This window comes from Vibrio gallicus, assembly GCF_024346875.1.
Lineage (GTDB): Bacteria > Pseudomonadota > Gammaproteobacteria > Enterobacterales > Vibrionaceae > Vibrio > Vibrio gallicus.
This window is the reverse complement of the sequence record NZ_AP024871.1, coordinates 2,338,679-2,364,019: the sequence shown is the minus strand read 5'-3', so window position 1 is coordinate 2,364,019 and position 25,341 is coordinate 2,338,679. Positions and strand designations below refer to the sequence as shown.

21 protein-coding genes are annotated in these 25,341 nt (G+C 43.7%); 13 read left to right on the top strand and 8 right to left on the bottom strand.

Features of this window, described 5'->3' with window-relative positions; genetic code table 11:
- Window positions 1–32: 32 nt before the first annotated feature.
- Together rpoZ and gmk are read right to left on the bottom strand one after the other, a co-directional pair.
- Window positions 33–305: a DNA-directed RNA polymerase subunit omega gene (gene rpoZ / locus OCU28_RS11020; RefSeq protein WP_261816220.1), complete on the bottom strand. Its 273-nt coding sequence runs from the start codon at window positions 303–305 to the stop codon at window positions 33–35.
- Window positions 306–366: 61 nt separating this feature from the next.
- Window positions 367–990, bottom strand: coding sequence for a guanylate kinase (gene gmk / locus OCU28_RS11015; RefSeq protein WP_261816219.1), 624 nt, complete (start codon window positions 988–990; stop codon window positions 367–369).
- A 277-nt stretch (window positions 991–1,267) separates the two neighbouring features.
- On the opposite strand from gmk, the gene OCU28_RS11010 reads away from it, so the two are divergent.
- From OCU28_RS11010 to OCU28_RS10990, 5 genes are all read left to right on the top strand, one after another.
- Window positions 1,268–7,567, top strand: a complete 6,300-nt coding sequence (locus OCU28_RS11010) for an RHS repeat-associated core domain-containing protein (protein ID WP_261816218.1) — start codon at window positions 1,268–1,270, stop codon at window positions 7,565–7,567.
- Window positions 7,568–8,655: 1,088 nt separating this feature from the next.
- Complete coding sequence (locus OCU28_RS11005; RefSeq protein WP_261816217.1) at window positions 8,656–8,862, top strand: hypothetical protein; 207 nt, start codon at window positions 8,656–8,658, stop codon at window positions 8,860–8,862.
- A gap of 69 nt (window positions 8,863–8,931) precedes the next feature.
- Window positions 8,932–9,930 (top strand): YecA family protein, encoded by a 999-nt coding sequence (locus OCU28_RS11000; protein ID WP_261816216.1) that lies wholly within the window; start codon window positions 8,932–8,934, stop codon window positions 9,928–9,930.
- Between the two features lie 419 nt (window positions 9,931–10,349).
- Window positions 10,350–10,625: a winged helix-turn-helix domain-containing protein gene (locus tag OCU28_RS10995; protein WP_261816215.1), complete on the top strand. Its 276-nt coding sequence runs from the start codon at window positions 10,350–10,352 to the stop codon at window positions 10,623–10,625.
- Window positions 10,626–10,688: 63 nt separating this feature from the next.
- Window positions 10,689–10,979 carry a hypothetical protein gene (locus OCU28_RS10990; RefSeq protein WP_261816214.1) on the top strand — a complete coding sequence of 97 codons (291 nt, stop codon included), beginning with the start codon at window positions 10,689–10,691 and terminating at the stop codon, window positions 10,977–10,979.
- Between the two features lie 259 nt (window positions 10,980–11,238).
- Here OCU28_RS10990 and OCU28_RS10985 read toward each other — a convergent pair whose 3' ends face one another.
- Window positions 11,239–12,495: a DNA cytosine methyltransferase gene (locus tag OCU28_RS10985; protein WP_261816213.1), complete on the bottom strand. Its 1,257-nt coding sequence runs from the start codon at window positions 12,493–12,495 to the stop codon at window positions 11,239–11,241.
- Between the two features lie 381 nt (window positions 12,496–12,876).
- Here OCU28_RS10985 and OCU28_RS10980 point away from each other — a divergent pair, with 381 nt between their 5' ends.
- Complete coding sequence (locus OCU28_RS10980; protein WP_261816212.1) at window positions 12,877–13,623, top strand: Eco47II family restriction endonuclease; 747 nt, start codon at window positions 12,877–12,879, stop codon at window positions 13,621–13,623.
- Window positions 13,624–13,780: 157 nt separating this feature from the next.
- Here OCU28_RS10980 and OCU28_RS10975 read toward each other — a convergent pair whose 3' ends face one another.
- Entirely contained in the window at window positions 13,781–14,647 is an 867-nt protein-coding gene (locus tag OCU28_RS10975; RefSeq protein WP_261816211.1) for a YicC/YloC family endoribonuclease, read from the bottom strand.
- Between the two features lie 146 nt (window positions 14,648–14,793).
- Between OCU28_RS10975 and rph the strand changes: the two genes are divergently transcribed.
- Both rph and pyrE read left to right on the top strand, forming a co-directional pair.
- A complete protein-coding gene (gene rph, locus OCU28_RS10970; protein WP_261816210.1) occupies window positions 14,794–15,510 on the top strand; it encodes a ribonuclease PH in 717 nt (238 codons plus the stop codon).
- A 106-nt stretch (window positions 15,511–15,616) separates the two neighbouring features.
- The gene (gene pyrE / locus OCU28_RS10965; protein WP_261816209.1) at window positions 15,617–16,258 is read left to right on the top strand and encodes an orotate phosphoribosyltransferase; all 642 of its coding nucleotides are present in this window, start codon (window positions 15,617–15,619) and stop codon (window positions 16,256–16,258) included.
- 69 nt (window positions 16,259–16,327) lie between these two features.
- On the opposite strand, the gene OCU28_RS10960 is transcribed toward pyrE, so the two are convergent.
- On the bottom strand, window positions 16,328–17,254 hold the full coding sequence (locus tag OCU28_RS10960; protein ID WP_261816208.1) for a D-2-hydroxyacid dehydrogenase: 927 nt from the start codon (window positions 17,252–17,254) through the stop codon (window positions 16,328–16,330).
- Window positions 17,255–17,343: 89 nt separating this feature from the next.
- On the opposite strand from OCU28_RS10960, the gene OCU28_RS10955 reads away from it, so the two are divergent.
- Complete coding sequence (locus tag OCU28_RS10955) at window positions 17,344–17,934, top strand: YjaG family protein (RefSeq protein WP_261816207.1); 591 nt, start codon at window positions 17,344–17,346, stop codon at window positions 17,932–17,934.
- Window positions 17,935–17,993: 59 nt separating this feature from the next.
- Here the strand turns inward: OCU28_RS10955 and OCU28_RS10950 are convergent, their stop codons facing one another.
- Window positions 17,994–19,046 carry a CNNM domain-containing protein gene (locus OCU28_RS10950; protein ID WP_261816206.1) on the bottom strand — a complete coding sequence of 351 codons (1,053 nt, stop codon included), beginning with the start codon at window positions 19,044–19,046 and terminating at the stop codon, window positions 17,994–17,996.
- 256 nt (window positions 19,047–19,302) lie between these two features.
- Here OCU28_RS10950 and hupA point away from each other — a divergent pair, with 256 nt between their 5' ends.
- The gene (gene hupA / locus OCU28_RS10945; RefSeq protein WP_261816205.1) at window positions 19,303–19,575 is read left to right on the top strand and encodes a nucleoid-associated protein HU-alpha; all 273 of its coding nucleotides are present in this window, start codon (window positions 19,303–19,305) and stop codon (window positions 19,573–19,575) included.
- Between the two features lie 40 nt (window positions 19,576–19,615).
- Complete coding sequence (locus OCU28_RS10940) at window positions 19,616–20,311, top strand: DUF1481 domain-containing protein (RefSeq protein ID WP_261816204.1); 696 nt, start codon at window positions 19,616–19,618, stop codon at window positions 20,309–20,311.
- Window positions 20,312–20,371: 60 nt separating this feature from the next.
- Here OCU28_RS10940 and purD read toward each other — a convergent pair whose 3' ends face one another.
- Both purD and purH read right to left on the bottom strand, forming a co-directional pair.
- Window positions 20,372–21,661, bottom strand: coding sequence for a phosphoribosylamine--glycine ligase (gene purD / locus OCU28_RS10935; protein ID WP_261816203.1), 1,290 nt, complete (start codon window positions 21,659–21,661; stop codon window positions 20,372–20,374).
- 155 nt (window positions 21,662–21,816) lie between these two features.
- On the bottom strand, window positions 21,817–23,409 hold the full coding sequence (purH, locus tag OCU28_RS10930; protein ID WP_261816202.1) for a bifunctional phosphoribosylaminoimidazolecarboxamide formyltransferase/IMP cyclohydrolase: 1,593 nt from the start codon (window positions 23,407–23,409) through the stop codon (window positions 21,817–21,819).
- Window positions 23,410–23,756: 347 nt separating this feature from the next.
- Here purH and zntR point away from each other — a divergent pair, with 347 nt between their 5' ends.
- Both zntR and OCU28_RS10920 read left to right on the top strand, forming a co-directional pair.
- Entirely contained in the window at window positions 23,757–24,185 is a 429-nt protein-coding gene (zntR, locus tag OCU28_RS10925) for a Zn(2+)-responsive transcriptional regulator (RefSeq protein ID WP_261816201.1), read from the top strand.
- The gene (locus tag OCU28_RS10920) at window positions 24,182–25,333 is read left to right on the top strand and encodes an SO_0444 family Cu/Zn efflux transporter (RefSeq protein ID WP_261816200.1); all 1,152 of its coding nucleotides are present in this window, start codon (window positions 24,182–24,184) and stop codon (window positions 25,331–25,333) included. Before zntR ends, OCU28_RS10920 begins: the two co-directional genes overlap by 4 nt.
- Window positions 25,334–25,341: the final 8 nt, after the last annotated feature.

Sequence of the window (25,341 nt, the reverse complement as noted above, 5' to 3'; positions counted from 1 at the left end):
TCAGACCCAAAAGTTACGTGAGAATGTGCTGATTAACGTGTGTGAGCGATGCTGCTCACTGCTGCTAGTTCAGCTGCTTCTTGTTCTTGCTGTTCTTGACGCTCTTTCGCATCCAAGATCTCTTTAGTAATCAGACCTTCTTCGATTTCACGAAGCGCTACTACTGTTGGCTTATCGTTCTCTTCAGGCACTAGAGAATCTTTGCCACCAGTTTGCATCTGACGTGCGCGGCGAGCAGAAATTAGAACTAGGTCGAAACGGTTACCAACTTTTTCAACTGCATCTTGTACGGTTACGCGTGCCATGAGGACTCCAAATTACTTATTTAAACTTCAAAAATGACGGGAAATTATACAGTGTTATCTCTTATTCTGCTAGTAATGCAGTCAGCATTCCACTGTATTTTGCTGTTTGTTTGTCTTTCTTTAAACGCTCAGCGCGCAGAATGGCTCTGAAATCCATTAAAGCAGCATCAAAGTCATCGTTAACTATAACGTAGTCATATTCATCATAGTGTGACATTTCAGACTTTGCCTCGCTCATGCGCTTAGCGATAACTTCGTCACTATCTTGACCGCGCACATTTAGGCGTCTTTCCAGTTCACCATTTGATGGTGGGAAAATAAATACGCTTTTAGCTTGCGGCATTTGCTGACGAATTTGACGTGCACCTTGCCAGTCAATATCAAGGAACACATCGATACCGCGATCTAGGTTCTGTTCTATCCAAACACGCGATGTACCGTAGTAGTTTCCGAATACCTCAGCATGTTCTAAGAATATGCCTTGCTCTATAAAGGATTCAAACTGATTACGCTCAACAAAATGATAGTGTGTACCATCTTCTTCCCCCGGGCGCGGAGCGCGAGTGGTATGAGAGATAGAGACCTTCATTGCGTAAACTGGATTTTTTTCAAGCATCGCTGAAATCAGGCTAGATTTGCCTGCACCACTGGGTGCTGAAACGATATAGAGGGTACCTTTTCCCATTTTGTTGGAACTCCAAAAGTGAGGGTTTGAAACGGCCGAGTATCGGCATTAGTAAAGATAGCACTAGAGTTAAGTTTAAGATAACCCTAGAAAAATGGTTGCGAAGAATAGCACGATTTTTGAAGTATTCTCAACCACTGTTCAATGTGAACAGCGTACTGTAACCCGTATGTTTGTTGCATTTAAATTTGGAATCTAGGTCGCTTTAAATCAACCCTTTGTAAAAAAACAGGAAATTACACTTTTATCTCATTTGTTAGAAAGCTACGGACAGCTGATGAAACTGATAAAGATAAATTTTTTCCTAATGGTAGGGGTTACCTTCTCTACAAATATGGTGCTAGCCTCTGAAATTTCACTCTATAGGGAATGCTCTGGAGCACTTTCCTGTGATGGTGGAGAGAATGAATCGGTTCCATCAGACTCCACTGACCTTGATGAAAATAATAAGGACTCCGAAGATACAGATACAGATGCAGTGCAGCAAGATTCAAGCGCTATACGCTCAGAGGTAGATGGACTGACATCACAAGCTATTGGTGCCGCTGCTGTAGCTGGTGAGGATGCGAAGCTGGCCGCAGATAGTGCTGATACACAAGCTGCCGCCGCTGATAGTGCAAACAAAGCTTCTGAAGCGCAGGCGAGTGGGAATGGTAATTCAGGTGATGCAACGGATTGCCCTGTTGAGCTTTACTCAGGATGTAAAATCACCCGTGAGGTTGACTTTGAGCATGTGCTATTTCCGCTAATTCGCCAGCATCGATTATCACAGGGCTCGGCGTGGTCTCTAGGAGTAGGCTGGCATAGCGCGATAGATTCTCGAATCCTGTGGGGTACGGCTATTGATAATCAGCCGCAGCAACAGGCTTATGAATTAGCTGCACAACAGTACGTTGCGATTATCGCTCAAATTGAGAGTGCAATTGCGAATCTGCGTTCTCAATTTGTTAACCGCGTAGGGTATAGCCCAGATATTGCTGGGTATATTGAAACTCAAATCGAGACGCTTAATGCGCTACAGGCGTCTTACGTTGCTCAATCTGAAAACGCAACACAGCAACTCGAATCCCTGCGTGAGATTAATAACCGTTCAGATGAGTATAAGCTGCGCAACCGCTACAGTGCTGACCCTAATTTTGCCAAAGAATATGAGATAGGCATCGGCAAGATTAAATGGATTACGCCGCAAGGTAGTCGACAGCTATTTAGCTTTGATTCGGCTTCTTTAAAAGCAAGCGCCTTGCAGGGAAACAGTGCCCAGCTTGAGGTATCACTCGCTAATGGTGCAATCGTCACTACTGCGGTTGGGGTTCGCTACCACTTTAATGTCTATGGTTTGTTGGTTCGTATTGAAGGTAACGATGGCCGCTGGGTAGAGATAGAACGCGATAGTGCACAGCAAGCAATAGCTATAGTTGATGAGTTGGGGCGTTACTTAGCTCTCGAATACTCCGATGGGCGCCTTGTTGGTATCACTGATCAAGTAGGGCGTATAACCCATTTCAGCTACCAAAATCAGAAATTAATTGAGGTGGTTCAATTCGATGGCCAACGTCAGAGTTATGAATACAACTATGAGACCAACCCATTAGCCATTACGCGTAAAAGTGATGGCAAAGGCAATAGCTCTGTTTATACCTATCGTGAACTTGACGGAACAAGCGTGGTTGACGTTCAAATTGACCCTGACGGAAATCGATTTGACTATGAATATGACTTTCCAAATCGTATGACTACCGTCATTAATCGCAATGGAACCCGCACCCGTTACCAATATGACAGCAATAACAACATCATATCTAAGGTATTTGAGGCTGATGGTAGTGAAATTGACTACCTTTACGATGAACAAGGGAATCGAGTCGCCGAATACAATGAGTTGGGAGAACAAACCCTCTATGAATATGACCAATTCAATAGATTGCTTTCAACCACGGATGCTAGCGGTCGAACCACAAGCCTACAGCGAGATAGCGATGGGCGAATCGTAACCTCCACCAACAATGCGAGTGAAAGCACGCATATCGAATATGACTTGCAAGGGAAGGTGCAGACTATAACCCAAGCCGATGGCTCAACGATTGAGGAGTTCTGGCAAAATGGTGTTTTGGTAAAGCGTACTGACCCGGTGGGGAGTCAAACCCTATTTGAATATGATGAGCTTGGCTACCCAACACGCATTGAACAATTTGATGCAAACACCCAATCAGGAGGTGAGGCGCTAACTCTGCTTGAGCATGACGCTATAGGGCGAATAACAAGGGTTTCACAAGGGGCAGGATCGTTAGCGGATGAAGAATGGCGCACAACCTATTATGAGTATTCTACTACCGATGGACGCAGCCTTAACCAGCCTACTCGTATTACTGACCCATTAGGTCGCCAGTCGGTATTTAATTATGATGTTACCGGGCAATTGACCTATCAAAAAGACTTTTCAGGGGTTGAGTCTTTTTATACTTATACCGCTGGTGGGCGTGTTTCTACTAAGCAAGTTAAAGTGCCACACGACGAGAAAAACCGACAATATCTGACTCAATATTTCTATGATGCAGAAAACAATCTAACCAAAACTATTCAAGCAAATGGTGCGATCTGGCACTACCAATACGACGCTCGCAATCGCCTTATTCACACTTATATTGAGGGTACTCAGGTAAGTAAACGATTTAGCTATGATGCGACGGGTCGTCAGCTTAGTGAACTAGATAGTTCAGGCAATATTACGCTATCCCAGCATTATTCTGATGGGCAGTTGCAAAGCATGACTAATGCGTTGGGCAATGTCTCTACATACAGCTATGACAACGCTGGGCGATTAAGCGCGGTGTTTGACGATGAAAGAGGGGATTACACACAGCAGTACCTCAGAAATGAACTAGGGTTTATTACTCAGGTTGTCGATGCCAATCAAAATTATACCGATTATGTGGTGGATTCGTTAGGGCAGAGCATCGCGGTTTCTGTACCAAACTCAAACCAAGAGCGAATTCGCTTGCAGCTGGATTGGCGCGGTAATCCAATCACACAATCGGATGCAGGTAGTGGTGAGCTTCGCTATCAATATACAGTATTTGGTCAAGTATCTCAGATAGTCGATTCCGAAGGTGGTATCGAAAGCTTTGAATATGATGCGATAGGCAGAAAGGTCTCACATCTAAACAAGGCAGGGTTAAAGACGCAATGGCACTACGATCAACAACCGACCAAATTAATCGTTACCCAGACGGAAACCGATACTCAGCAGTCGATAGTTTTCCTCAATAATCTCCGCACAAGCACTAAGACTTATGACCTTTTAGGAAGGTTAATAGCCTATAGTGACTCAATGGATCATGGGTGGTCAATTACTCTAAATGCTATTGGCTTAGTTTCAGGAATAGTCAATCCAGATGGGGGGCGAATTACTCGTGAATATAGCCTTGCTGGGCAAATGACTTCTGAAACAACACACTCAGCAGAGGGGGATTCTCGCACTAGCTACTATACCTATGATGGTGAGGGGCGAGTTATCACAGAGCAGCTGGCACATTACGCATTTGGTAGCGTTAATAGCTATCAATACAATGCGTTAGGGTTGGTAGAGTCGGTCACTATGCCAGATGGCGGTAGCTACAGTTACCAGTACGACTCAGCGGGGAGGCTCATGGCGAGCTATAACCCCCTCGGTTATGTGGAATCGTGGCAATATGATGGCAATGATAACCCCGTTAACTACACCGATAGTGAAGGGTTTGCTTGGCAATACGGTTACGATGCTGACAACCAAGTGGTGCGGGTTATTGATCCGCAAAGCACAGGCTCTGGTATTACCGAATATCAATATGATGAAATGAGCAGGCTTGTCGCGGTGAAAGACCCCCTGGCTAGAGTAACTGTTCAGCATAGAAACAGCTTAGGCAGAGTGATAGCGACATATGATGCGCAAGGGAACAGCGTTAACTATCAGCTTGATAGTGCAGGCCGCGCACTCAGGGTGACCAATCGGTTAAACCAAACTACAGTGCAGCAGTTTGATGCCTTTGGTAATCGGATATCGCTGACAACCCCGCAAGGGAATACTACGCAATTTGAGTATGATGCGCTTAATAGGCCAATAGCTCAAATCGATGCCCATAATGAATATCAGCAATGGACATACAACTATCGTGATCAGATCCATAGCTATACAGATCAGCTCAGTAGAACAACCCAATATCAATATAGTGGCTTTGGTAATCTTGTCTCAGTAGAGCAAGCAAATGGGGCGCAGACTCGCTATCAGTACAACACGGCCGATAAGCTCACTCAGGTTGTAAACCCGCTAGGTGAGAGCCAATCATTTGAATACGATGTTATGTCTCGACTCAGCTCATTTACTAATGAAGTTGGGCAACAATGGCATTATGAGTATGACCAAGCAGGGCAGCTAACTCAAAATAATCAGCCTCAATCATTGACCAATATTAGCTATCAATACGATAAGCGGGGTAACCTAACAGAGCGTCAACACTGGCAAAATGGGCAACTGATAAGTGAGTCCCTTAGCTATGATGAACTCGGACGATTGAGTGGTATTCATAGCCCAGCCCTTTCCGAACAATATCAATATGATAATGCCAGTCAGCTTATTCAGGTCAACAACGATACCCTCGGACAAACATTTAACTATGGCTACGATAATTTGGGTAATCGTGTTGCTAGTCAGTTGACCTCAGGAGACAGCGTTTACTACACCAGAGATGCAGAAGGACAAGTGATAGCCATGCAGCGTGAGGGAGCGCAGGGTACGTTCAACTTTACTGTAAACTATGACAGCAATGGGCGTATAACCCAGATTGATTATCCTAACCATAGCCGCAGAAGCCTCGAATACGATGAGCTTGAGCGAATCGTTGGTATCACCATTGAACAAGAACAGTATAAAGGAAAGCGCTGGAGCGGCAGTTGGCAAGCAATAGAAGTATTGAGTTATCAGTATGATGCTACTGGAAATGTAACTGCCTATAACCGCCAAACCGAGTTAGGTGCAAAAGAGCAATGGGCCTACTTTGAATACGACCAAGTCAACCGCTTACTGTCAGCAGATTATCCAAGTAATGATGATATTGATTATCGCTGGGATGCCGCAGGTAATCTCATTGAAAAGCAGACTAAATCGCATACTTTCTCGTACCGTTATAATCAGGCGAATCAACTTACCCAGATGTACGGACACCGTCTGCCAGGGTTTAGTTGCTCTGACTCCAATTGTGACGATGATGAGCAGGGTTCTAGCCAACATACCTATAATTATCAATATGATGCTAACGGCAACCTTGCCAGTGTTGATGACGGAAATGAAACTCAACACTACCAGCATGATGCACTAGGTCGTTTAACCTCAGTCGTTAACCCAAATGGCTCAGCAACAAATTATGCCTATGATTCACGTTCGCGCCGAGTTGTAACCGAGCACAGCTCTGATGGCGAGGTTACTGCCTTGGTCAGTCACTATGATGGACGCCAAGAGATTGGTCAGTGGCAACAAACAGCTAATGGCTTTGCGAACTTTCGCTCCCTAACTGCGCTACCAATACCGGGACTTCCCTATGCTGAAGTGCTTCATCAAACGCTGTCAGATGTTAATTCCGCTTTAGTAAAGGCAACGGGCACCAAAGGCGCAGATATCTCAAACTTGTTCATCCATCACGACAGGCTCGGCAGTGCAATACAGGTTCTAGATGCACAGGGTACTTCTGCAATGCGTTTAGGCTACAGCCCATTTGGTCAGGTATATCGTAGACATAACGACCAAACATTTTGGAAGATAAATGCGGGCGTGAATGCAAACAAACAACTCGCCCAGTTGATGCCGTATCAGTACACAGGCAGATACACAGATGGCAACACTGGTTTGGTCAATCTGGATTCTCGCTGGTACAACCCGCACATCAGCCGCTTTGTACAACCGGACCAGTGGAACTTCAAAAACACCTATCTCCCGCAAGAGATCCAACATGAACTCATGAGATATACCGGCCTAAATACCAATCAATTACTCCGTGATCCAAGCCAACAAATGTCCTATGGTTATGTAAGTGGTAATCCATTGTCGTGGGTGGATCCGTTTGGATTGTGTATGCCAGAATATTACAGAATAGAACCTGCTAACTCATACATGTCAGGTGGTGCTCTAGTCGAGGTGTATACAAATGGCACAGTAACTCACAATGGTGTCGATGCTTATAAGGCGACTCTAAGAGCAAAGGGTACGGGCTTTACTCAAGGTGATATAGAGGGTTTCTCAGATGCAATGAATATTCTTTCTACTGGCGCTTTATTTAGCGGGCAAGTGCACGTGGCTGTGGTAGCCGGGGCTTTATCTGCTGTAAGTGGTTATGTAGCAGCGGCTATAGATGATGATCCTAAAAAGGCCATTTCACAAGAGATTCTTGCCAATGTAACAGCTAGGAAAACATTAAAAACTATTGAAATGATAGGCAAGGGCAGTAAGATTTTACCTGAAGACTCTAATATGGTCGATGGTACTTTTGAATATCTCTCTAGAGAAATAACGGGCCTATTTGATGAAATTGAGGATGGTAAGAATAAATGAATCTATTTAAGGTGTATTTACCCAAAAAATATTTAAATATATTTAGATTCTTAATGTTATGTTTGGCGACGAATATAGGGTTGGATATCTACCCTGTCCTCGAGAGTGGGGTAACGGAGGATAAATATGGAAATGTTTCAACATTTTCTGATAATACATTCAACTTCTTAGCTAATGTAGGTAAAGACATATCACTTTGTCTATTTGCACTATACCTTGCCTTTAAGGGAAGTAAGCTGAGAGAGTGATAGATATATCACAATGACAATCTGTTGATAGCAGGTTCAGTGTGAGTGGTGATTATTGGTTGTGAGTGGGTTTGTTGGGGCGTGTTCCCTTTGCAGGCTGTGTGCTTTTATCTTTTAGATAAGCTTTCGAGCGAACTTTTATGAGAAGAAGATCATGCTACTAAAACTCAGCGTTACTCTATTGTTTGTTTTAACCCCATTTATTAGCTTTGCGTACGACTCTATCGATGATTTAGTCAATGCCAGTATTAAATATCATTTTGTAAATTCTCCAGAAAAAACAGCAGAACTCTGGGCTCCTTATAGTGGAGATTCTTCACCATTGCTAATGCTTTGATTCGTTATGAAAATCTATATAGAAAGCCCATATCTTATGAGACTATGGCGACTGAAAAAATAACACCTCGTGTTTCTATTGTGTTTCTTGCCGTCAACTATGAGAAAGGAGCGACCTTTTTAAGATTACAAGCCTATCTTGATATGAACAATAAGTGGTCTTTAATGTTTGTCACTATAAATCCAGAGCCTTTTGGTCTAATACCAACCATGATTACTTTTAGTGATAGATATAATAGTTACAATAATTGACGTTAGCGTGGATAACTAGGCTATTCACTGTTGTGGTTTATAGAAAACAACCTAATTTATTGCATAGTTAAGGTGAAAGGTGAAAGGTGAATGAAACTGACAGTAATCTATCTAGAATCAACATGGTTAATGGTCGCTAGGGCATGTATTTTATTATTTATTCTGGGGTGCTCTAGTACTATATTAGACCTTCTGAGTTTGGGACATACACCTAATCGGTATAGGTACCCTGCCTGGGGAGCAAATTACATAATGTTTCTAATTCAATATTCTGCATATGTAATTGTGGGCTTATATTTTTTATTCTATGGATTGCGCAAGAAGAAGAAGTTTGAGTTTAATCAAGCTATCGCTAAGCTTGAGCTTGGTATCATCATGCTAAGGGTTATTATCGAACAGTACCAATTGACCTTAAGTGGAAAGCGCTCTCTAACGCTCAACCATCTTAAGATCCTATAGGCGTTCTTTGTTTGAGGTGACGTTTTTAGGTGACGTAGCATTAAGATAAATAAGGCGAGTAGATAAAACATGAAACCAGGTCGAAATGAACTTTGTCCTTGTAGCAGTGGTAAAAAGTACAAGCATTGCTGTATGAACAGTATCTCTAAGCAGCACGTATCCATGCTAGATGATATTAAGCAGGTTGCCGCAATGAACCCTAACTTATCGATTGAAGAGCTTAATATCATCGCACAGCAAAGGATGAAAGCTGCCAATGAACGGCCTCACCCTGATTTTCATGGCCTTTCCCCAACACAAATTAGTAATTGGATATGTGCACCTTTTAAAGAGTTAGACGGGGTTAAGATTAGTACACCGGACGATCTTAACGCCTGTCCTGTGATGCGTTATTTAGAGTTGATTTTAGATGAAGCGATGCAGAGTGATGGCTCATTTAAAGCTACCAGTAAAGGTAATTTGCCGACAAAAATCGTTAAACAGGCTAGTGAATTATTGCCGGAGTTTGCAGTGTCTCAATTTGAACGAGATATCAGCATCAGCGAGTACGCAGGCAGTAACGAAGATAAGTTTAATGCATTACATTACAGCCGAATACTGGCAGAGATTGCTGGGATCATCTATCGCCGCAGTGGCCGTTACCATGTGAAAAAAGCAGCCCAAAAGCAGTACCGAACACACGGCATTCAAGCGTTCTTTATTCCCATGCTTGAATCGGCAACCACTCAGTACAATTGGGGTTATCTAGATGGGTGGGATCATGATGTTGATCTGAGGCCCTTCTGGTTGTTTATGCTGTGGAGAATGCAAAAGCATGGTAACACTGAGCAGTTTATTGACGAGGTGATTATCGCATTCCCAGATCTATTACTGAGTTGCCCTGAAGATAAGTATTCGTCTCCGAGTCAGCTATTAGGCATCATGATTGAATCGCGATTTATTAAACGCTTCTTGGCATTTTGGGGTTTTGTGACGGTTGCGCCACTGCGGTATGTTCATGAGCTGCGTATGCCAGATAAAGTAGAAATACAGCCATTGATGAAGCTCGTTTTCCAATTCGATGTTTAGCGTTAGTAAGCGATCTGTATTAGTTTTTTGCCTAATCGCTAGGTACTTTGTTTTGGTAAAGAGTTTGATCGCCAAGCGACTTTGTCATTAAGTTAACTTCCAAGGGATTTTATCGGGACTAATTTAATTTACTGTTAAAGCATTAAATGGAGCTTTAGATATCCGAAGGATGTTCTATATGGATTTTAAATCTCAATTTATTGTCGATATCATCAGCAAAGTTTTCGATGGCAAGATTAGTATTAATTGGTTGAAGAAGAGGTTGAAACCTAGATTGGTAAAATTATGATGCAAAATAGACTTTAGTCACTTATTGCAAATTAAGCTATGTTACTATCGTATTGACTTTCAACCGTTGGTCCGGATGATTAGTCATGCAAAGCCTTTTCGAGGGCTTTGCGCTCTTTCAGGATAAGCTCATGATTAGCAAAACAAAATCTTCACTATATCGTCGTCTGTTCGTAGCGTATCTAATAGACAATGGAATTAATACTATCCCTAAAATTCAGGGAGAAATTAATATACCAAGAAGGACTGCGCAGGATACAATCGTTGCGCTTGCTGAAGTTGATATTGTATGTATATTTACAGGCTCCCTTAAAAACGGCCACTATCAAATTGAATCATGGGGTCCCTTTAACAAGCTATGGGTGACAGAAAATCGAGAAGAACTTCGTAATGTATTAGGGTATTGATTATTTTCCTACTTACTAACATTTTTAGCAATTCAAGTTTGCAGTTAAGCAAAGGTGGCTTTAATGCATCAAGATTTCATTCGAATTAATTGTGAAACCAATAAGCTAGTTTTACAGGTATGCCAAATTGATTGGCCAGCCCCTCATGAGCCATCAGAAACTTGGGTTACTGCTAAATCTTTAGACTCTAGTATTGAATTAATGGAACTAGACGCTGAGATTCAATACCTTTTGAGTAATCCAAAATATTTTGGTTTTTGTACCCAATGTAAAGCGCATTTTGTTATCGGTATGATGCACTCTGATTCGCATTGTCACTCTTGTGCTGAAAGATGTTTAGGCATAGTTTACTAGCCTTACTAATTCAGTGTCTGACCTGACAGTTACCCATTTTGAGTTGGTACCTGTCAGATTACACCGGATAAATGTCATTTCGCCAACTCTGCTTTTATGGCAGTCACAGTATTCACTAGACAGATTTTATCAACTGACACAAGCAACATCTGACTGCTCCGATCTAAAAAACAGTATAGAAGATGAGGTTCAAATCCATTAAAAAGCTGAATGAGGGGTGAATCAACTTACCCGGATGCACCCGATCGTCTACCTGTATTTATCTGCTTCTATTTAATACGTCTATATCATTAAGTAAACGAACTAATGAGTGTCCAAGAGCGCGAGCCATATTCACAGGGACAGCATTACCAATTTGTTTATAAGCTGCGTTTTTTGTCCCTTTAAATTCCCAGTCGTCTGGAAAGGTTTGAATGCGAGCATACTCTCGTACTTGCAGGGGACGCGTCTCAATAGGATGACAACGTTCAGTTTGTTTTTGAGCTGGTGATGTGGTTAACGTCAGGCTTGGCTCATCAAGAGATAGGCGTCGCGCCATTCCGGTTTTTCCGCCACCTAAAAAGTAACTGCCACCCATGTACTCTCGTTGCAATTCATCAGAAAGGTCACGCCAGTAGCCACCCTGTGGTACTTCGGCCATAATCTCTCTCTTACGTTTAGGATATGTTTGGCCTTCAGATTCTGGTACTTCAGTGGCGTACAGCTCACCAGAATAAAAAGCATCGCGTAACGTCATTATTCGTTTATAAGGAGATGGCCAATAAAATTTCACACTTGAAGTCAAATCCTTGCGGATGCCCACCAAGATAAGACGTTCACGTTTCTGTGGTACCTTGTAGAAGATTGATTTCAATACTCGTGGCTCAACTAGTTCGTAGCCGAGTTCGTTAATCACTCTTTTAATAGTTTCTAGTGTTCTACCTTCATCATGGGTAAATAAAGCTTTGACATTTTCAGCCAAAAACACCTTTGGTTGTGTCTCTTTGATAGCTCGTGCCATCTCAAAAAATAAGGTACCGCGAGTATCTTCAAAACCGAGACTTTTACCTGCGTAAGAGAAAGCTTGGCATGGAAACCCGCCTGTCAGTATATCAACGTCTTGCTCTATTTGAGTAAAGTCTACCTGACTAATGTCGCCTTCAATCACGTTCCAGTCAGGGCGGTTATAACGTAGAGTATTACAGGCATTCTTGTCCAGTTCGTTTAGTAAGATGCTTTTAAGGCCTGCTTGTTCCATACCAATCGCAAGGCCACCACCACCCGCGAAGAGTTCGACTAAACTATAGGGGCGTTTGGGGGTGATTGCGTGCTCCTCATCCCAAGGGCTTCGGAGCATCTCTTGGATTTCAGGATAATTCTCCACTTGCTCAATCGGAATCTTGCCAGTAGCAGGGCATGGTGTTAACTCCCCTCGTTTGATTCTTGCCCTTATTGTTGCTTTGGACTGGGAGAGAATGTCGGCAAGAATTTCTAAGCTGTAGTACATATTATTTTGCTCAGTCTGGACATCAAACATTATGACGCTTCCAAGTTATGTTGCTGCATGTTCGAGATAATACACACTAAGTTAAGCATGGTCCAGAGTTTTTTCAAAAAATTACAACCACTATTAAGTAGTTTGTTGTTTACCTCTATTAGTAGAGGTTTGATCTGGAGTTTAATAGTGCATGGGCAAGAGCTAAGAGACTTTGATGACCAACTAATAGATACTTGTCAGCACCAACACACTTTGGTGTATGCCTTTTTTCCCATACACTAGAAACGTTATAGCTTCACACGTATGGGATTCAGGGGCTAGGTAATGGCTTGCTTAAGGCATTAAGGTTGATCTATATGCCTTTTTGTTTCTCTATATTGCGATAGCATAGCTAACTGATTTACATAAAGGTAAGCATCAATGTCAGATACGTATGGACTAGGGTTTATTCGAGATGAGCAGCTATTTGAACATGTGAAAGATACAGTTCAAAAGTACCGATTCAAAATTAACCTTTCGCAATTTAATAAAAACTTACTTGATCCTATAAAGCTAACATTTGATTCAAAAGTTTATGGCAAGACGGTACCAGAGATCATTGAATCAGAATCTATCCGCCAGATTGACAAGTCGAATACAAATCACATTGGCTATTTTCACCAAAATATTTTTAACTTTATCGATGGTTGGGAAGTACCCGAACAAGGGTTCGATGCGATTAACTCAGAGCTTAATATCTATGTGGAGATGAAGAATAAACATAATACAATGAATTCTGCGTCCTCTCAGAAAACGTATATGAAGATGCAAAATAAAATCGTTAGGGATGATAAGGCTACGTGCTATTTAGTCGAGGTTATTGCTAAGAATAGCCAAGATATTCCTTGGACTATTAGTCTAGATAGTGAAAAGATCAGCCACAAGAACATCCGAAGAGCTTCAATGGATAAGTTCTATGAAATTGCCACGGGTGATGCTCATGCTTTTAAAAAACTGTGTCAGATACTGCCCAAAGTTATTGACGATGTAATTGCTGAGGCCAATCTTGGGAAGATAGAGAACACGGTCTTAAGTGAGCTAGAAGAAATTTCGGACGATGTACTTAAAAGTATCTATCTTCTCCCATTTCAGCAATATGAAGGTTTTGACGAACTTAATTTTGATTAGTACTGTCTGGCCGTATAGGCAAGAACTTCAGCGGTAATTCGTTATTTTAAGTATAAGCACTCACCATCGATATGGCACTAGCGAGCGCTTCTACTTTAACTGCCAGTTTCCCTATAGCCCGGCATCCATGAGCCCGACTTTAATAGGTAACTGAATATTACTCAATATTCTGGATCTGCTCGCGCATTTGCTCAATTAGTACCTTCAGCTCAACGCCTGATGCGGTGATGTCGGTGCTGATTGATTTAGAGGCTAGGGTGTTAGACTCGCGGTTGAATTCTTGCATCATGAAGTCTAAGCGACGGCCTACTGCGCCACCTTTTTTCAGGATGTTGTTGGTTTCCTTAACGTGAGAGTCAAGGCGGTCTAGCTCTTCTGCTACATCTGATTTTTGTGCTAGTAGAATAAGCTCTTGTTCAACACGTGAAGACTCAAGCTCTATAGATGCGTCAGCAAACTTGTTGATCAGGCGATCACGTTGCCATTGTAGGATTTCAGGCATACGTGCACGAACCTTCACTACTTCTTCGGTGATGGTATTTAGTCGCTGAACAATCAAAGCTTTCATGTTTTCGCCTTCGCTAGCACGTGCATCGATAAAGTCAGAGATAGCCTCTTCAAAACCGACCAGCAGGTCTTTATTGATGCTGTCCATATCTTGCTCTGGTGCTTCCATCACACCTTGCCATTGCATTACTTGGAATGGATTAACGCGGCTGGTTTCTCCAGTCAGTTCCATAATACGGTTTGCGGCATTGATAACCTGCTTAGCAAGGTCTTCATTGATGGTGAGCTCACCCTTTGAGTTTGGGTTCGCTTCAAAGCGTAGGTGGCATTCAACCTTACCGCGAGCAAAGCGCTTACGGAAACGCTCACGTAGAATAGGCTCTAGAGCGCGAAATTGCTCTGGCATACGGAAATAGGTTTCTAGATAGCGTTGGTTTACTGAACGGATTTCCCAAACTGCGTTGCCCCAATCGCCTTTAACTTCTTTGCGCGCATAAGCGGTCATGCTGTAGATCATTGAATTACCTTACTCTTCACTTTTGTGTGTCGTACTATTGTGTGCAATGTTAGCACAACTCGTAGCGTCTCCCTAAGGTCGCATCCTGTTTCATGATGCTATATAATCACGCACCAATTCCTTCCCTATTTCTAAGGTGACTTTACATGCGTCCAAACGACCGCGCACTGGATCAGGTTCGTCCTATCAAAATGACTCGCAACTATACCGCTTATGCAGAAGGTTCTGTATTGGTTGAGTTTGGTAACACAAAGGTATTGTGTAACGCCTCTGTAGAAGAGAATGTGCCTCGCTGGCTAAAAGGTAAAGGCAAAGGCTGGGTGACAGCTGAATACGGTATGCTGCCGCGTGCAACTCATACCCGTAACCGCCGTGAAGCTGCCAGTGGCAAGCAGGGTGGACGTACTATGGAAATCCAACGCCTTATCGCACGTAGCTTGCGCGCAGTGGTTGACCTAGAAGCTATGGGTGAAATCATGGTGACAGTCGATTGTGATGTTATCCAAGCAGATGGCGGCACTCGTACCGCTTCTATCTCTGGTGCTAGCGTTGCAATGGCAGATGCATTCCAGAAGCTTGTAGATGCCGGTAAGCTAAAAGCAAATCCAATGAAAGGGCATGTGGCTGCAGTTTCGGTTGGTATCGTAGAAGGCGAAGCACGTTGTGACCTTGAGTACACAGAAGATTCAGCTGCAGATACTGATATGAATGTAGTAATGACCGAAGAAGGCAAAATGATTGAGGTGCAAGGTACCGCTGAGGGCGAACCATTCTCTCATGATGAACTTCTTCAGTTGTTGGCTCTAGCGAATAAGGGCATTGCCGATATTGTTGAATTGCAAAAAGCGGCTCTAGTCGACTAATTTTGATTTTAATAGCTCCTGTTTCAGGGGCTATTTTTTTGTCTCCAATCTTTGGAGCAACAGTTATGATATGTCTAAGTTTAGACCCCTAATAAGAGAGAAAAAAATGAAAGCATACCAGCGTGAATTTATTGAGTTTGCACTTGAGAAACAGGTTCTTAAGTTTGGTGAGTTTACTTTGAAATCAGGACGTATTAGCCCTTATTTCTTTAACGCTGGGCTATTCAATACCGGTCGTGATTTAGCGCGTCTTGGGCGTTTCTATGCAGCAGCATTAGCGGACTCCGCTATTGATTATGATGTGTTGTTTGGCCCTGCGTATAAAGGCATCCCTATTGCGACAACTACAGCGGTAGCGCTTGCTGATCACCACGATACCGATAAGCCATATTGCTTTAACCGCAAAGAAGCCAAAGACCACGGTGAAGGTGGTAACTTGGTAGGCAGCCCATTAGAAGGCCGAATCATGCTGGTGGACGATGTAATTACTGCCGGTACTGCCATTCGTGAGTCTATGGAAATCATTCAAGCAAACGGCGCGGATTTAGCGGGCGTATTGGTTGCAATTGATCGCCAAGAAAAAGGTAAGAGTGAGCTGTCAGCTATTCAAGAGGTAGAGCGTGATTTTAATTGCTCTATCATCTCAATTGTTAGCCTTACAGACCTAATTACCTTCCTTGAAGAGAAAGGCGGTAACGCACAACATCTAGATGCAGTTAAAGCGTATCGCGCACAATACGGCATCTAATGCTTAATTAAGTCATATTGAATATCAAAACGCCACTCAACTGAATGGCGTTTTTTATTGGCTACGGCTTTAATAACCCTTGTTGAAATCGACTATTGCACTCAATGGCTGTTGGTTAACCCACTTAAGATAGTTGCTCTTAAATAGCCCCATTATCTGATTTGGAAAGGAGTGAGCGGCAATGTGTGGCGTTACCGTTACCTGTGGATGTTGCCAGTATGGACACTGTTGCGAGATAGGTTCATTGATAAAGACATCCAAGTAAGCATGTTTAACCTGACCAAGCTTCAATGCCTCTAATAAAGCCTGAGTCTCTATGGCATCCCCGCGCCCAACGTTAAATAGAAGTGCATCCTTACAATTTGAGAAGGTGTCGCTATTTAGTATACCCTTGGTCTGCTCCGTGCGTGGCAAAACTGAAACTACAATATCGGCTAATTGCAGCGCCTGCTGAATGTCTCCTATCGCAAATACCTGATCAAACTGGCTATCTTGAGGCTGATTACCGCTTGAATTAACCCCGACTGTAGTAAGGCCAAATGCCTTGCAGGTATGTGAAAGGTATGAACCTATCGAGCCAGTCCCTAGGATAACAATGGTTTTTTCATTGAGGTTAGAGTATGAGTGCGGTTGCCAGTCTTGGGCCTCTTGCTGGCGTTGGTAGATGCCTAGGTGTCGGTAGTGATGGATAGCATACCCCAACACATATTCAGAGATTGACTGACCAAAGATACCTTTGACATTGGTGAGTAGGTAATCTTTACGTAAGCCATCTTGGATTAAAGGGTCTATACCAGCCGAGGAAGATTGAACCCATTCTAGATTTGGGAACTGGTCAAGCTTGTCGGCTAACCTTGGTGGGCCTGCAAGTACTATGTTCGCGATCTCTTTATCTTCGGTAACCTCAAGCCCTGGAAGGTCGGCTTGCTGAATGAGTTTGAGGTACTCGGATTTGGTCGCAGACTCGATATAAAGGTATTGAGTGTCCGTTTTCATGGATTGGCTTCCTTAAAAGTAAGTAAAACTATGAATAGCAAGCAATAATTGTGTACACTTTTGCTGTTTCCCCATAATTGCGAGTCGCTATGTTACAGAATCCTCTACAGCTTCGTCTTGAGAAGCTAGAACCTTGGCAACAAATTACTTTCATGGCCAGTCTGTGTGAGCGAATGTATCCAAACTATGCCATGTTTTGCCAGACAACGGAATTTGCTGAGGCTCGAATTTACAGAGATATTCTGGACAGTATCTGGGAGCTATTAACCGTTAAAACGGCCAAAGTGAATTTTGAGCGTCAGCTCGAGAAGCTTGAAGAGTTAGTGCCTAGTGCTGATGACTTTGATTTCTATGGCGTGTACCCAGCTATTGACGCCTGCATGGGGCTATCAGAACTGTTGCACGCTCTACTTGATCGCGACCTACTGATGGAAGCTATGCTTAATATCAGTCAGCAATCAGTATTAACCGTTGCTGATTTAGAGGTTGCGCAAGGTGCAGATGAGATCACCAATGACAATCAAAAGCAGAATGAAGCTGTGTGTGAAGAGTGGGATGTGCAGTGGGCTATTTTCCGCCCTCTAAAAGATTGCACTACCCGCGATATTGAATTGATTAAAGACTTGCGTACCGAACTAAAAGAAGACGCCGTTAGTAACATTGGTGTTGTAGTGGAGTAGAACAAACCACTCGACAAACAGGAGCCGATGGCTCCTGTTTTATTATCTAATCACTATAACTAGTCATCTATATTTTCGATAACATTGTGTTTCTTTTTCCAGCTTTCCCAGCGCTGGTAGGCCAGTTCTTGCATATCATTGCTAGTATCCGCCTCATCTACAATCTCTTCACCTAGTAGAAATTCAAATACATCTTCTAAGGTAACAAGCCCTTGTATCGTGCCATACTCATCGACTATCAGAGAGAGTTGTAGGCGCTTTTTTAGCATATTGTCGAATGCATTGGGCAAGATAATATTATTCAGGAAAACATGGATTGGGCGCATTATCGCGCCTAACTGAGCCTCACCTTGCCCTTGCTGTTGTAACTTAAACAGCTCAAGCCTATGCACGAACCCTAAGATGTTATCTTTCTGCTCGCTGTATACCAAAGGGCGAGAAAAAGGGCAGTCTTGATGCTGTTCTAAAAACTGATTTACGGTAAGGGTCGCGCTAACACGAAATACAACTGGGCGCGGAGTCATTACCTTAGTGACTGGAATGTTTGGTAGGTTGAGCAAATTATTTAAGATGCGCCCCTCATCCTCCGCAAATTCTCCAGATTCGGTGGCTAATACGGCCATTGCTGATATCTCTTCACGTAGCTTAGGTTCGACGGACTTTTTGGATAGGCGCTTGGTTATTTGTTCAGAGAACCACACAAACGGAGTCAACGCCCATACCATCCACCTTAGAATTGATGCGGAAACTGGTGCTAATTGTCGCCAGTAGGTTGCGCCAATGGTTTTAGGTATGATTTCAGAAAACAACAAGATACCCAGTGTCAGTACCGCAGAGAACACACCAAGCCATTGACTACCAAACACCACACTAGCCTGCGCTCCTGCGCTGGCTGCACCAACGGTATGCGCGATGGTATTTAAGGTCAGAATAGATGCCAAAGGGCGGTCAATATCGGCCTTAAGCTTACCCAGTTTTTTAGCCGCAGGGTGTTGGTTTTGTTTGAGGATGGCGATGTAACTAGGAGAGATACTTAATAACACAGCTTCAAGTACAGAGCAGATGAAAGAAACACCAATTGCAATGGAGACATAGAGGGTTAGCAGTAACATAATACCTTGTAAATATGAGTATGAAACATATGGATTATGGCAGGCATTTTGTTGAATTAATAGACTATGCTTAGCGATTGTAGTGTAGATAATTTAACCGGATAACGAGTGACAAGTAGATAATTTGTGAGTTGAATTACAAAATAAGTTAAAAAGTGTTCGCTTGAACCCCAAGATCGCCCTCAAACCTTTGCCAGATGGGGGCTTTATGCTTTAGAGTAATTTTGTTCTCAAACACTTAAGAAGGGAAACCCTAATGAACAAGACCCAATTGATCGATGCAATTGCTGAAAAAGCAGACCTATCAAAAGCTCAAGCAAAGGCAGCTCTTGAAGCTACTCTTGAAGGCGTTACAGAAGCTCTAAAAGAGGGCGACCAAGTTCAACTAATTGGTTTTGGCACATTCAAAGTATCTCACCGTAGTGCTCGTACTGGTCGTAACCCTAAGACTGGTGATGAGATCCAAATTGCAGCAGCAAATGTTCCTGCGTTTACTGCAGGTAAAGCACTGAAAGACGCAGTAAATTAATGTAAAATACGCCGAGTGATAGAGCTCGGCGTATTTTTATATGAAACATGTAACTCCCGTAATTTTTGTAACCCTAGTACTCGCTGGCTGCTCCTCTGCCACGACCCCCCTACGTCAGAACGCCCAGATCACCCAGTTTGCTGGTGGCGAAAGCAATACCGACAGAACCTCTTTCTATTGGTTAACTGAAAAGTTAAACAACCCAGAATCAAGCACCGATGACGTTAAGTTTGCGGATAACACTTGGTATCAAAGTCATTACACTTGGGATGGTAATTACCTTCGTGAGATTACTCGCGTAGGAGAAAGACGAAATAACTCAGGTGATAAAGTCCCTTTTCAAATGACACTGCGCTTTAGTCAAGCGGGTGAGGCTGTATATCAACGAATGCAAATTAACGGCAGAGTTATGCCAATGAAAAATGGCCAGATAGGCGAAGTTCGATCTCAAGCCGGTGAAGTAGTTTCAAAAAGCCGCTCTCAAAGAAATGAAGGACTAAGCCTTATTCAAGGGCATTGGAAAGATGGCGTTTTCACCACTTGCAATGGCGATGAGTATCGCAACATACAATTTAAACAACCCCTGCCTAAATTGTTGGTTGACCGTATAAAAGAAGAAGAGAACTTTGCGGCATTTATTGGTGAGCTTGGTGGGAAAAAGATAGTCGTAGATCAAATGTTGCTATTGAAGCACGGCGGCTATGCCTGCATTGAGCGACCAATGTTTAACGGATAAAAAGTTAAAGGATAAAAAAAGCCACTCCGTTTGGAGTGGCTTTTTACTATGTAGCTGTTATTACTTTTGCTGCTCGCGAGCAATCGCACGATAGCCAATATCATTGCGGTGGAACATGCCGTCCCAGCTTACCTGTTTTGCTAGTGCATAAGCTTGCTGCTGCGCTTCTGAAACTGTGTTACCCAGTGCCGTAGCACAAAGAACACGGCCGCCGTTTGTAACAACGTCGCCTGCTTCATTGTTAGCGGTACCTGCGTGGAAGATCTTCTGGTCTTCAGTATCAGCTGATGGCAGAGAAATCACATCGCCTTTAGCGTAGTCAGCAGGGTAACCACCGGCTGCTAATACAACACCAATTGAAGCGCGTGGATCCCACTTAGATTCTGCTTGGTCTAGCTTCTCATCGATTGCCATTAGGCAAAGCTCAACAAGGTCAGACTCCATGCGCATCATGATAGGCTGAGTTTCTGGGTCACCGAAGCGGCAGTTGTACTCAATAACCTTAGGTGTACCGTCAGCATCGATCATTAGACCAGCGTATAGGAAGCCTGTGTATGGTGCGCCTTCAGCGTCCATACCGCGTACAGTAGGGTAGATAACTTCTTCTAGGATACGGTTGTGGATCTCTGGCGTTACTACTGGCGCAGGAGAATAAGCACCCATACCACCAGTGTTAGGACCAGTATCTTTATCGCCAACACGCTTATGGTCTTGGCTGGTTGCCATAGGCAATACGCTAGCGCCATCAACCATAACGATGAAGCTTGCTTCTTCGCCTTCTAGGAATTCTTCGATAACGACGCGGCTACCGGCTTCACCAAATGCGTTGCCAGCCAGCATGTCTTTGATTGCGTCTTCTGCTTCTTCTAGAGTCATCGCAACAATAACGCCTTTACCTGCCGCAAGGCCGTCTGCCTTAACCACGATAGGTGCGCCTTGTTCACGAACGTAAGCGATTGCTGGCTCAATTTCAGTGAAGTTTGCGTAATACCCTGTTGGGATGTCGTGGCGAGCTAAGAAGTCTTTAGTAAATGCTTTAGAGCCTTCAAGTTGAGCTGCAGCTTGAGTTGGGCCAAAGATAGGCAGTCCCGCTTCACGGAAGGCATCAACAACACCGATAACAAGCGGTGCTTCAGGGCCAACAATGGTTAGCTCGATGCTGTTTTCTTTAGCAAAAGCAACAAGACCTGCGATGTCTTCAACGCCGATGGCGACGTTTTCTAGCTTAGGCTCAAGTGCTGTACCAGCGTTACCAGGAGCGATGAATACAGTCGCAACGTTTGGGTTTTGTGCTGCTTTCCAGCCTAGAGCGTGCTCACGACCGCCCGCACCGATAATTAAAACTCGCATATTTAAAAATCCTTAATCTCAAAATATCGTTTACTCAAAATAGTTGGTGCTGTGGCTAGGCAACAATTGAGCTCACCCCAGGAGCATAGCTCGCTATGTGACTGGGGTGGGCGAAAGCCGTTAACGACGCCGCAGTGCCAAATATGAAGAGTAAATTAGTGGCGGAAGTGACGCATACCAGTAAAGATCATCGCCATGCCATGTTCGTCAGCAGCATCAATAACTTCTTGATCGCGCATTGAACCGCCTGGCTGAATCACACACTTGATGCCAGCGTCAGCAGCAGCGTCGATACCATCGCGGAATGGGAAGAAAGCATCCGATGCCATTACGCAACCTTCAACTTGTAGACCTTCGTCAGCCGCTTTAATGCCAGCGATTTTCGCAGAGTAAACACGGCTCATTTGGCCTGCGCCTACACCGATAGTCATGTCACCTTTCGAATAAACAATCGCATTCGACTTCACGTATTTTGCTACTTTCCAGCAGAATAGCGCATCTTTTAGCTCTTCTTCTGTTGGTTGGCGCTTAGACACTACTTTCAGGTCATCTTGAGAAACCATGCCTTGGTCGCGGTCTTGAACTAGCAGGCCACCGTTTACACGCTTAACGTCAAAGCCAGTCGTCTTGCTTGTCCACTCGCCACACTCTAGAAGGCGAAGGTTCTTCTTAGCCGCAACGATTGCTACTGCTTCAGCAGAAACTGACGGTGCGATGATAACCTCAACGAATTGGCGCTCAGTGATAGCGGTTGCAGTTGCAGCGTCTAGTTCGCGGTTAAACGCGATGATGCCACCAAATGCAGATGTTGGATCGGTTTTGAACGCGCGGTCGTAAGCTTCTAGGATATTTTCGCCTAGTGCTACACCACATGGGTTAGCGTGCTTAACGATAACGCATGCTGGCTCGTTAAATTCTTTCACACACTCAAGAGCGGCGTCAGTGTCAGCGATGTTGTTGTAAGACAGTGCTTTACCTTGGATTTGGCGAGCTGTTGATACAGACGCTTCTTCTGGGTTTGCTTCAACATAGAATGCCGCTGCTTGGTGGCTGTTTTCACCGTAGCGCATGTCTTGTTTCTTCTCGAACTGTTGGTTGAACGTGCGAGGGAATTTAGACTCTTGGTCGCCTTCTTTGTTCTCACCGTAAGAAGGAACCATAGTACCAAAGTAGTTAGCAATCATGCCATCGTAAGAAGCCGTGTGTTCAAACGCTGCAATCGCAAGGTCAAAACGAGTCTCAAGAGTTAGAGAAGCGTCGTTTGCATCCATTTCAGCAATTACGCGCTCGTAATCGTGAGCGTTTACAACGATAGTCACGTCTTTGTGGTTTTTCGCTGCAGAACGAACCATTGTTGGCCCACCGATATCGATGTTCTCAACAGCATCAGCAAGGGTACAACCTTCTTTTGCTACGGTTTCAGCGAATGGGTATAGGTTAACAACAACCATATCGATAGGGTTGATGCCGTGCTTTTCCATTACGTCATCGTCTTGTCCGCGACGGCCTAATACACCACCGTGTACTTTAGGGTGCAGGGTCTTTACGCGCCCATCCATCATCTCTGGGAAGCCAGTGTAATCAGATACCTCGGTAACTGACAGGCCTTGTTCTGCAAGTAGGCGTGCGGTACCACCTGTTGAAAGGATCTCAACGTTACGTTCAGTTAGTGATTTAGCAAATTCTACGATGCCGGTTTTATCAGATACGCTGATAAGTGCGCGGCGAATTGGGCGAGCGTTACTCATGCTTCCATATTCCTCAATGATTCAGAATTTCCCCCAATGCCTGAAATTGAATCCAGGTTAGGGAATTAAGTTGGATGAAAAGATGTTTATCAAAGCTAAATTGCTGATGCTTAACTTTGATAACTATCCTTTACGAGCAAAAAAACACGGTTCTAGAATGGCGCGTATTCTAACGAAGAATGAGCTAAAAAGCTCGCGCAATCGTTTGGCTTTTGCATTTTTTGTTAAATTCCCTTTTCTATAGCTTGAAAAATTGATGAATTAAAACAAAAGTCATTTCCCAGTATTGACCTTGGAGTTATGTCTAAGGTTTATACTTTAAGAATGAACGATAATCTGGTGATGGTATGTATAAGATTGGAGAGCTAGCCAAAAGGTTTGCTATAAAAGCCGATACTTTACGTTTTTACGAAAAGCACGGATTGTTAGCGCCAAGTAGTCGCAGTGAGGGTGGCTACCGTATTTATACAGAGCAGGATGCTGAGCGTTTGAGGTTTATCTTGCGAGCTAAAAAGGTGGGTTTCTCTCTCACTGAAATAGGGGATTTACTGTCTATTCGTATCGACAGAGATCGTTATTCTTGCCATGAAGCGCGAGATATTGTTGATGCAAAATTAGCTCAGGTAAAAGAGAAGATAAGAGAGCTTCAGGTGTTTCAACAATCGCTGACAACTTTGAGTGCGTCATGCTGTGGAGGTAACGAACCTGCAACCCATTGTTCGATTCTAGAAGCACTTGATAGTGCCGATGGTGACAGCAAGGAAGTCCAATCATGAATTTAGTCCAGCATTTTATCGAGCTATTTATTGAATCAGGATTCTGGATGCTACTTGGTCTAGTAGTTGCTGGTTTATTGAAAGAATGGGTTCCGACTGAGTTGCTAAGTAAGCATCTTGGTGGAAAAGGAGCTAAGACAACCATTAAAGCTGCCTTTATTGGGGCGCCTTTACCGCTGTGTTCTTGTGGTGTAATTCCTGCGGCGCTCGGGCTTCGTCGCAGTGGCGCATCAAAGAGTGCAACTACATCATTCTTGGTCGCCACGCCAGAGACTGGATTGGATTCAGTCTCAGTATCTTATGCATTATTAGGGCCGTTTATGGCTGTTATGCGCCCGATAGCCGCTATCTGCAGTGCTATTGTTGCGGGGTTATTGGTTGGTAAGGATGCAAATAGAGCCGAGCCTAAATTAGATATAGCGGGGCTAAGGCCGCTGACTACCCCCCAACCGTCTAGCGTGGTACTAACAACTATAAAGCCGCAACCGGTTGAGTCCAATACAAGTTCATGTTGCTCTACTCAGAAAGCGACATGCTGCTCTTCAAAGTTAGCACCTACCAAGAAGGGAGCAGTACAAAAACTCAAGGCAGGTATTGGTTTTGCAGCGACTGATTTAGTTAAAGATATTAGCACTTGGTTAATAATAGGCCTGTTCTTTGCCGCTCTCGTGCAAACCTATGTGGAAGCTGATTTTCTTGCTCAATGGGGCGGTAGCATCTGGAGTATGCTACTGATGGTAGTAGTTAGTGTGCCTATGTATATCTGCGCCACAGCTTCTACACCAATCGCCGCAGGGCTATTGATGTCAGGTATCAGCCCTGGTGCGGTGTTGGTGTTTATGCTTGCAGGCCCGGCAACTAATGTTGCGACGCTAGGGGTTGTTTGGAAAGAGCTTGGGAAGCGTTCTTTGATTGCTTATCTTACTGGGGTGATAGGCACTGCATTGGTATTTGGATTTATGACGGACTACTTAGTTTCAGTACATGGTTTCGTCGTACAACCACTTAGCGCCGCCGAGCATGAGGTTGTGCCACATTGGTTGAGTATATCATCAGCGATCGTGTTGGCCGCTTTGATGGTTAATTACTATGTGCGGGTTGCTATTAGCAAGTGGAGTGCCAGCCCTAAATGCGGAAGTTGTAGTTAAAAAAGTTC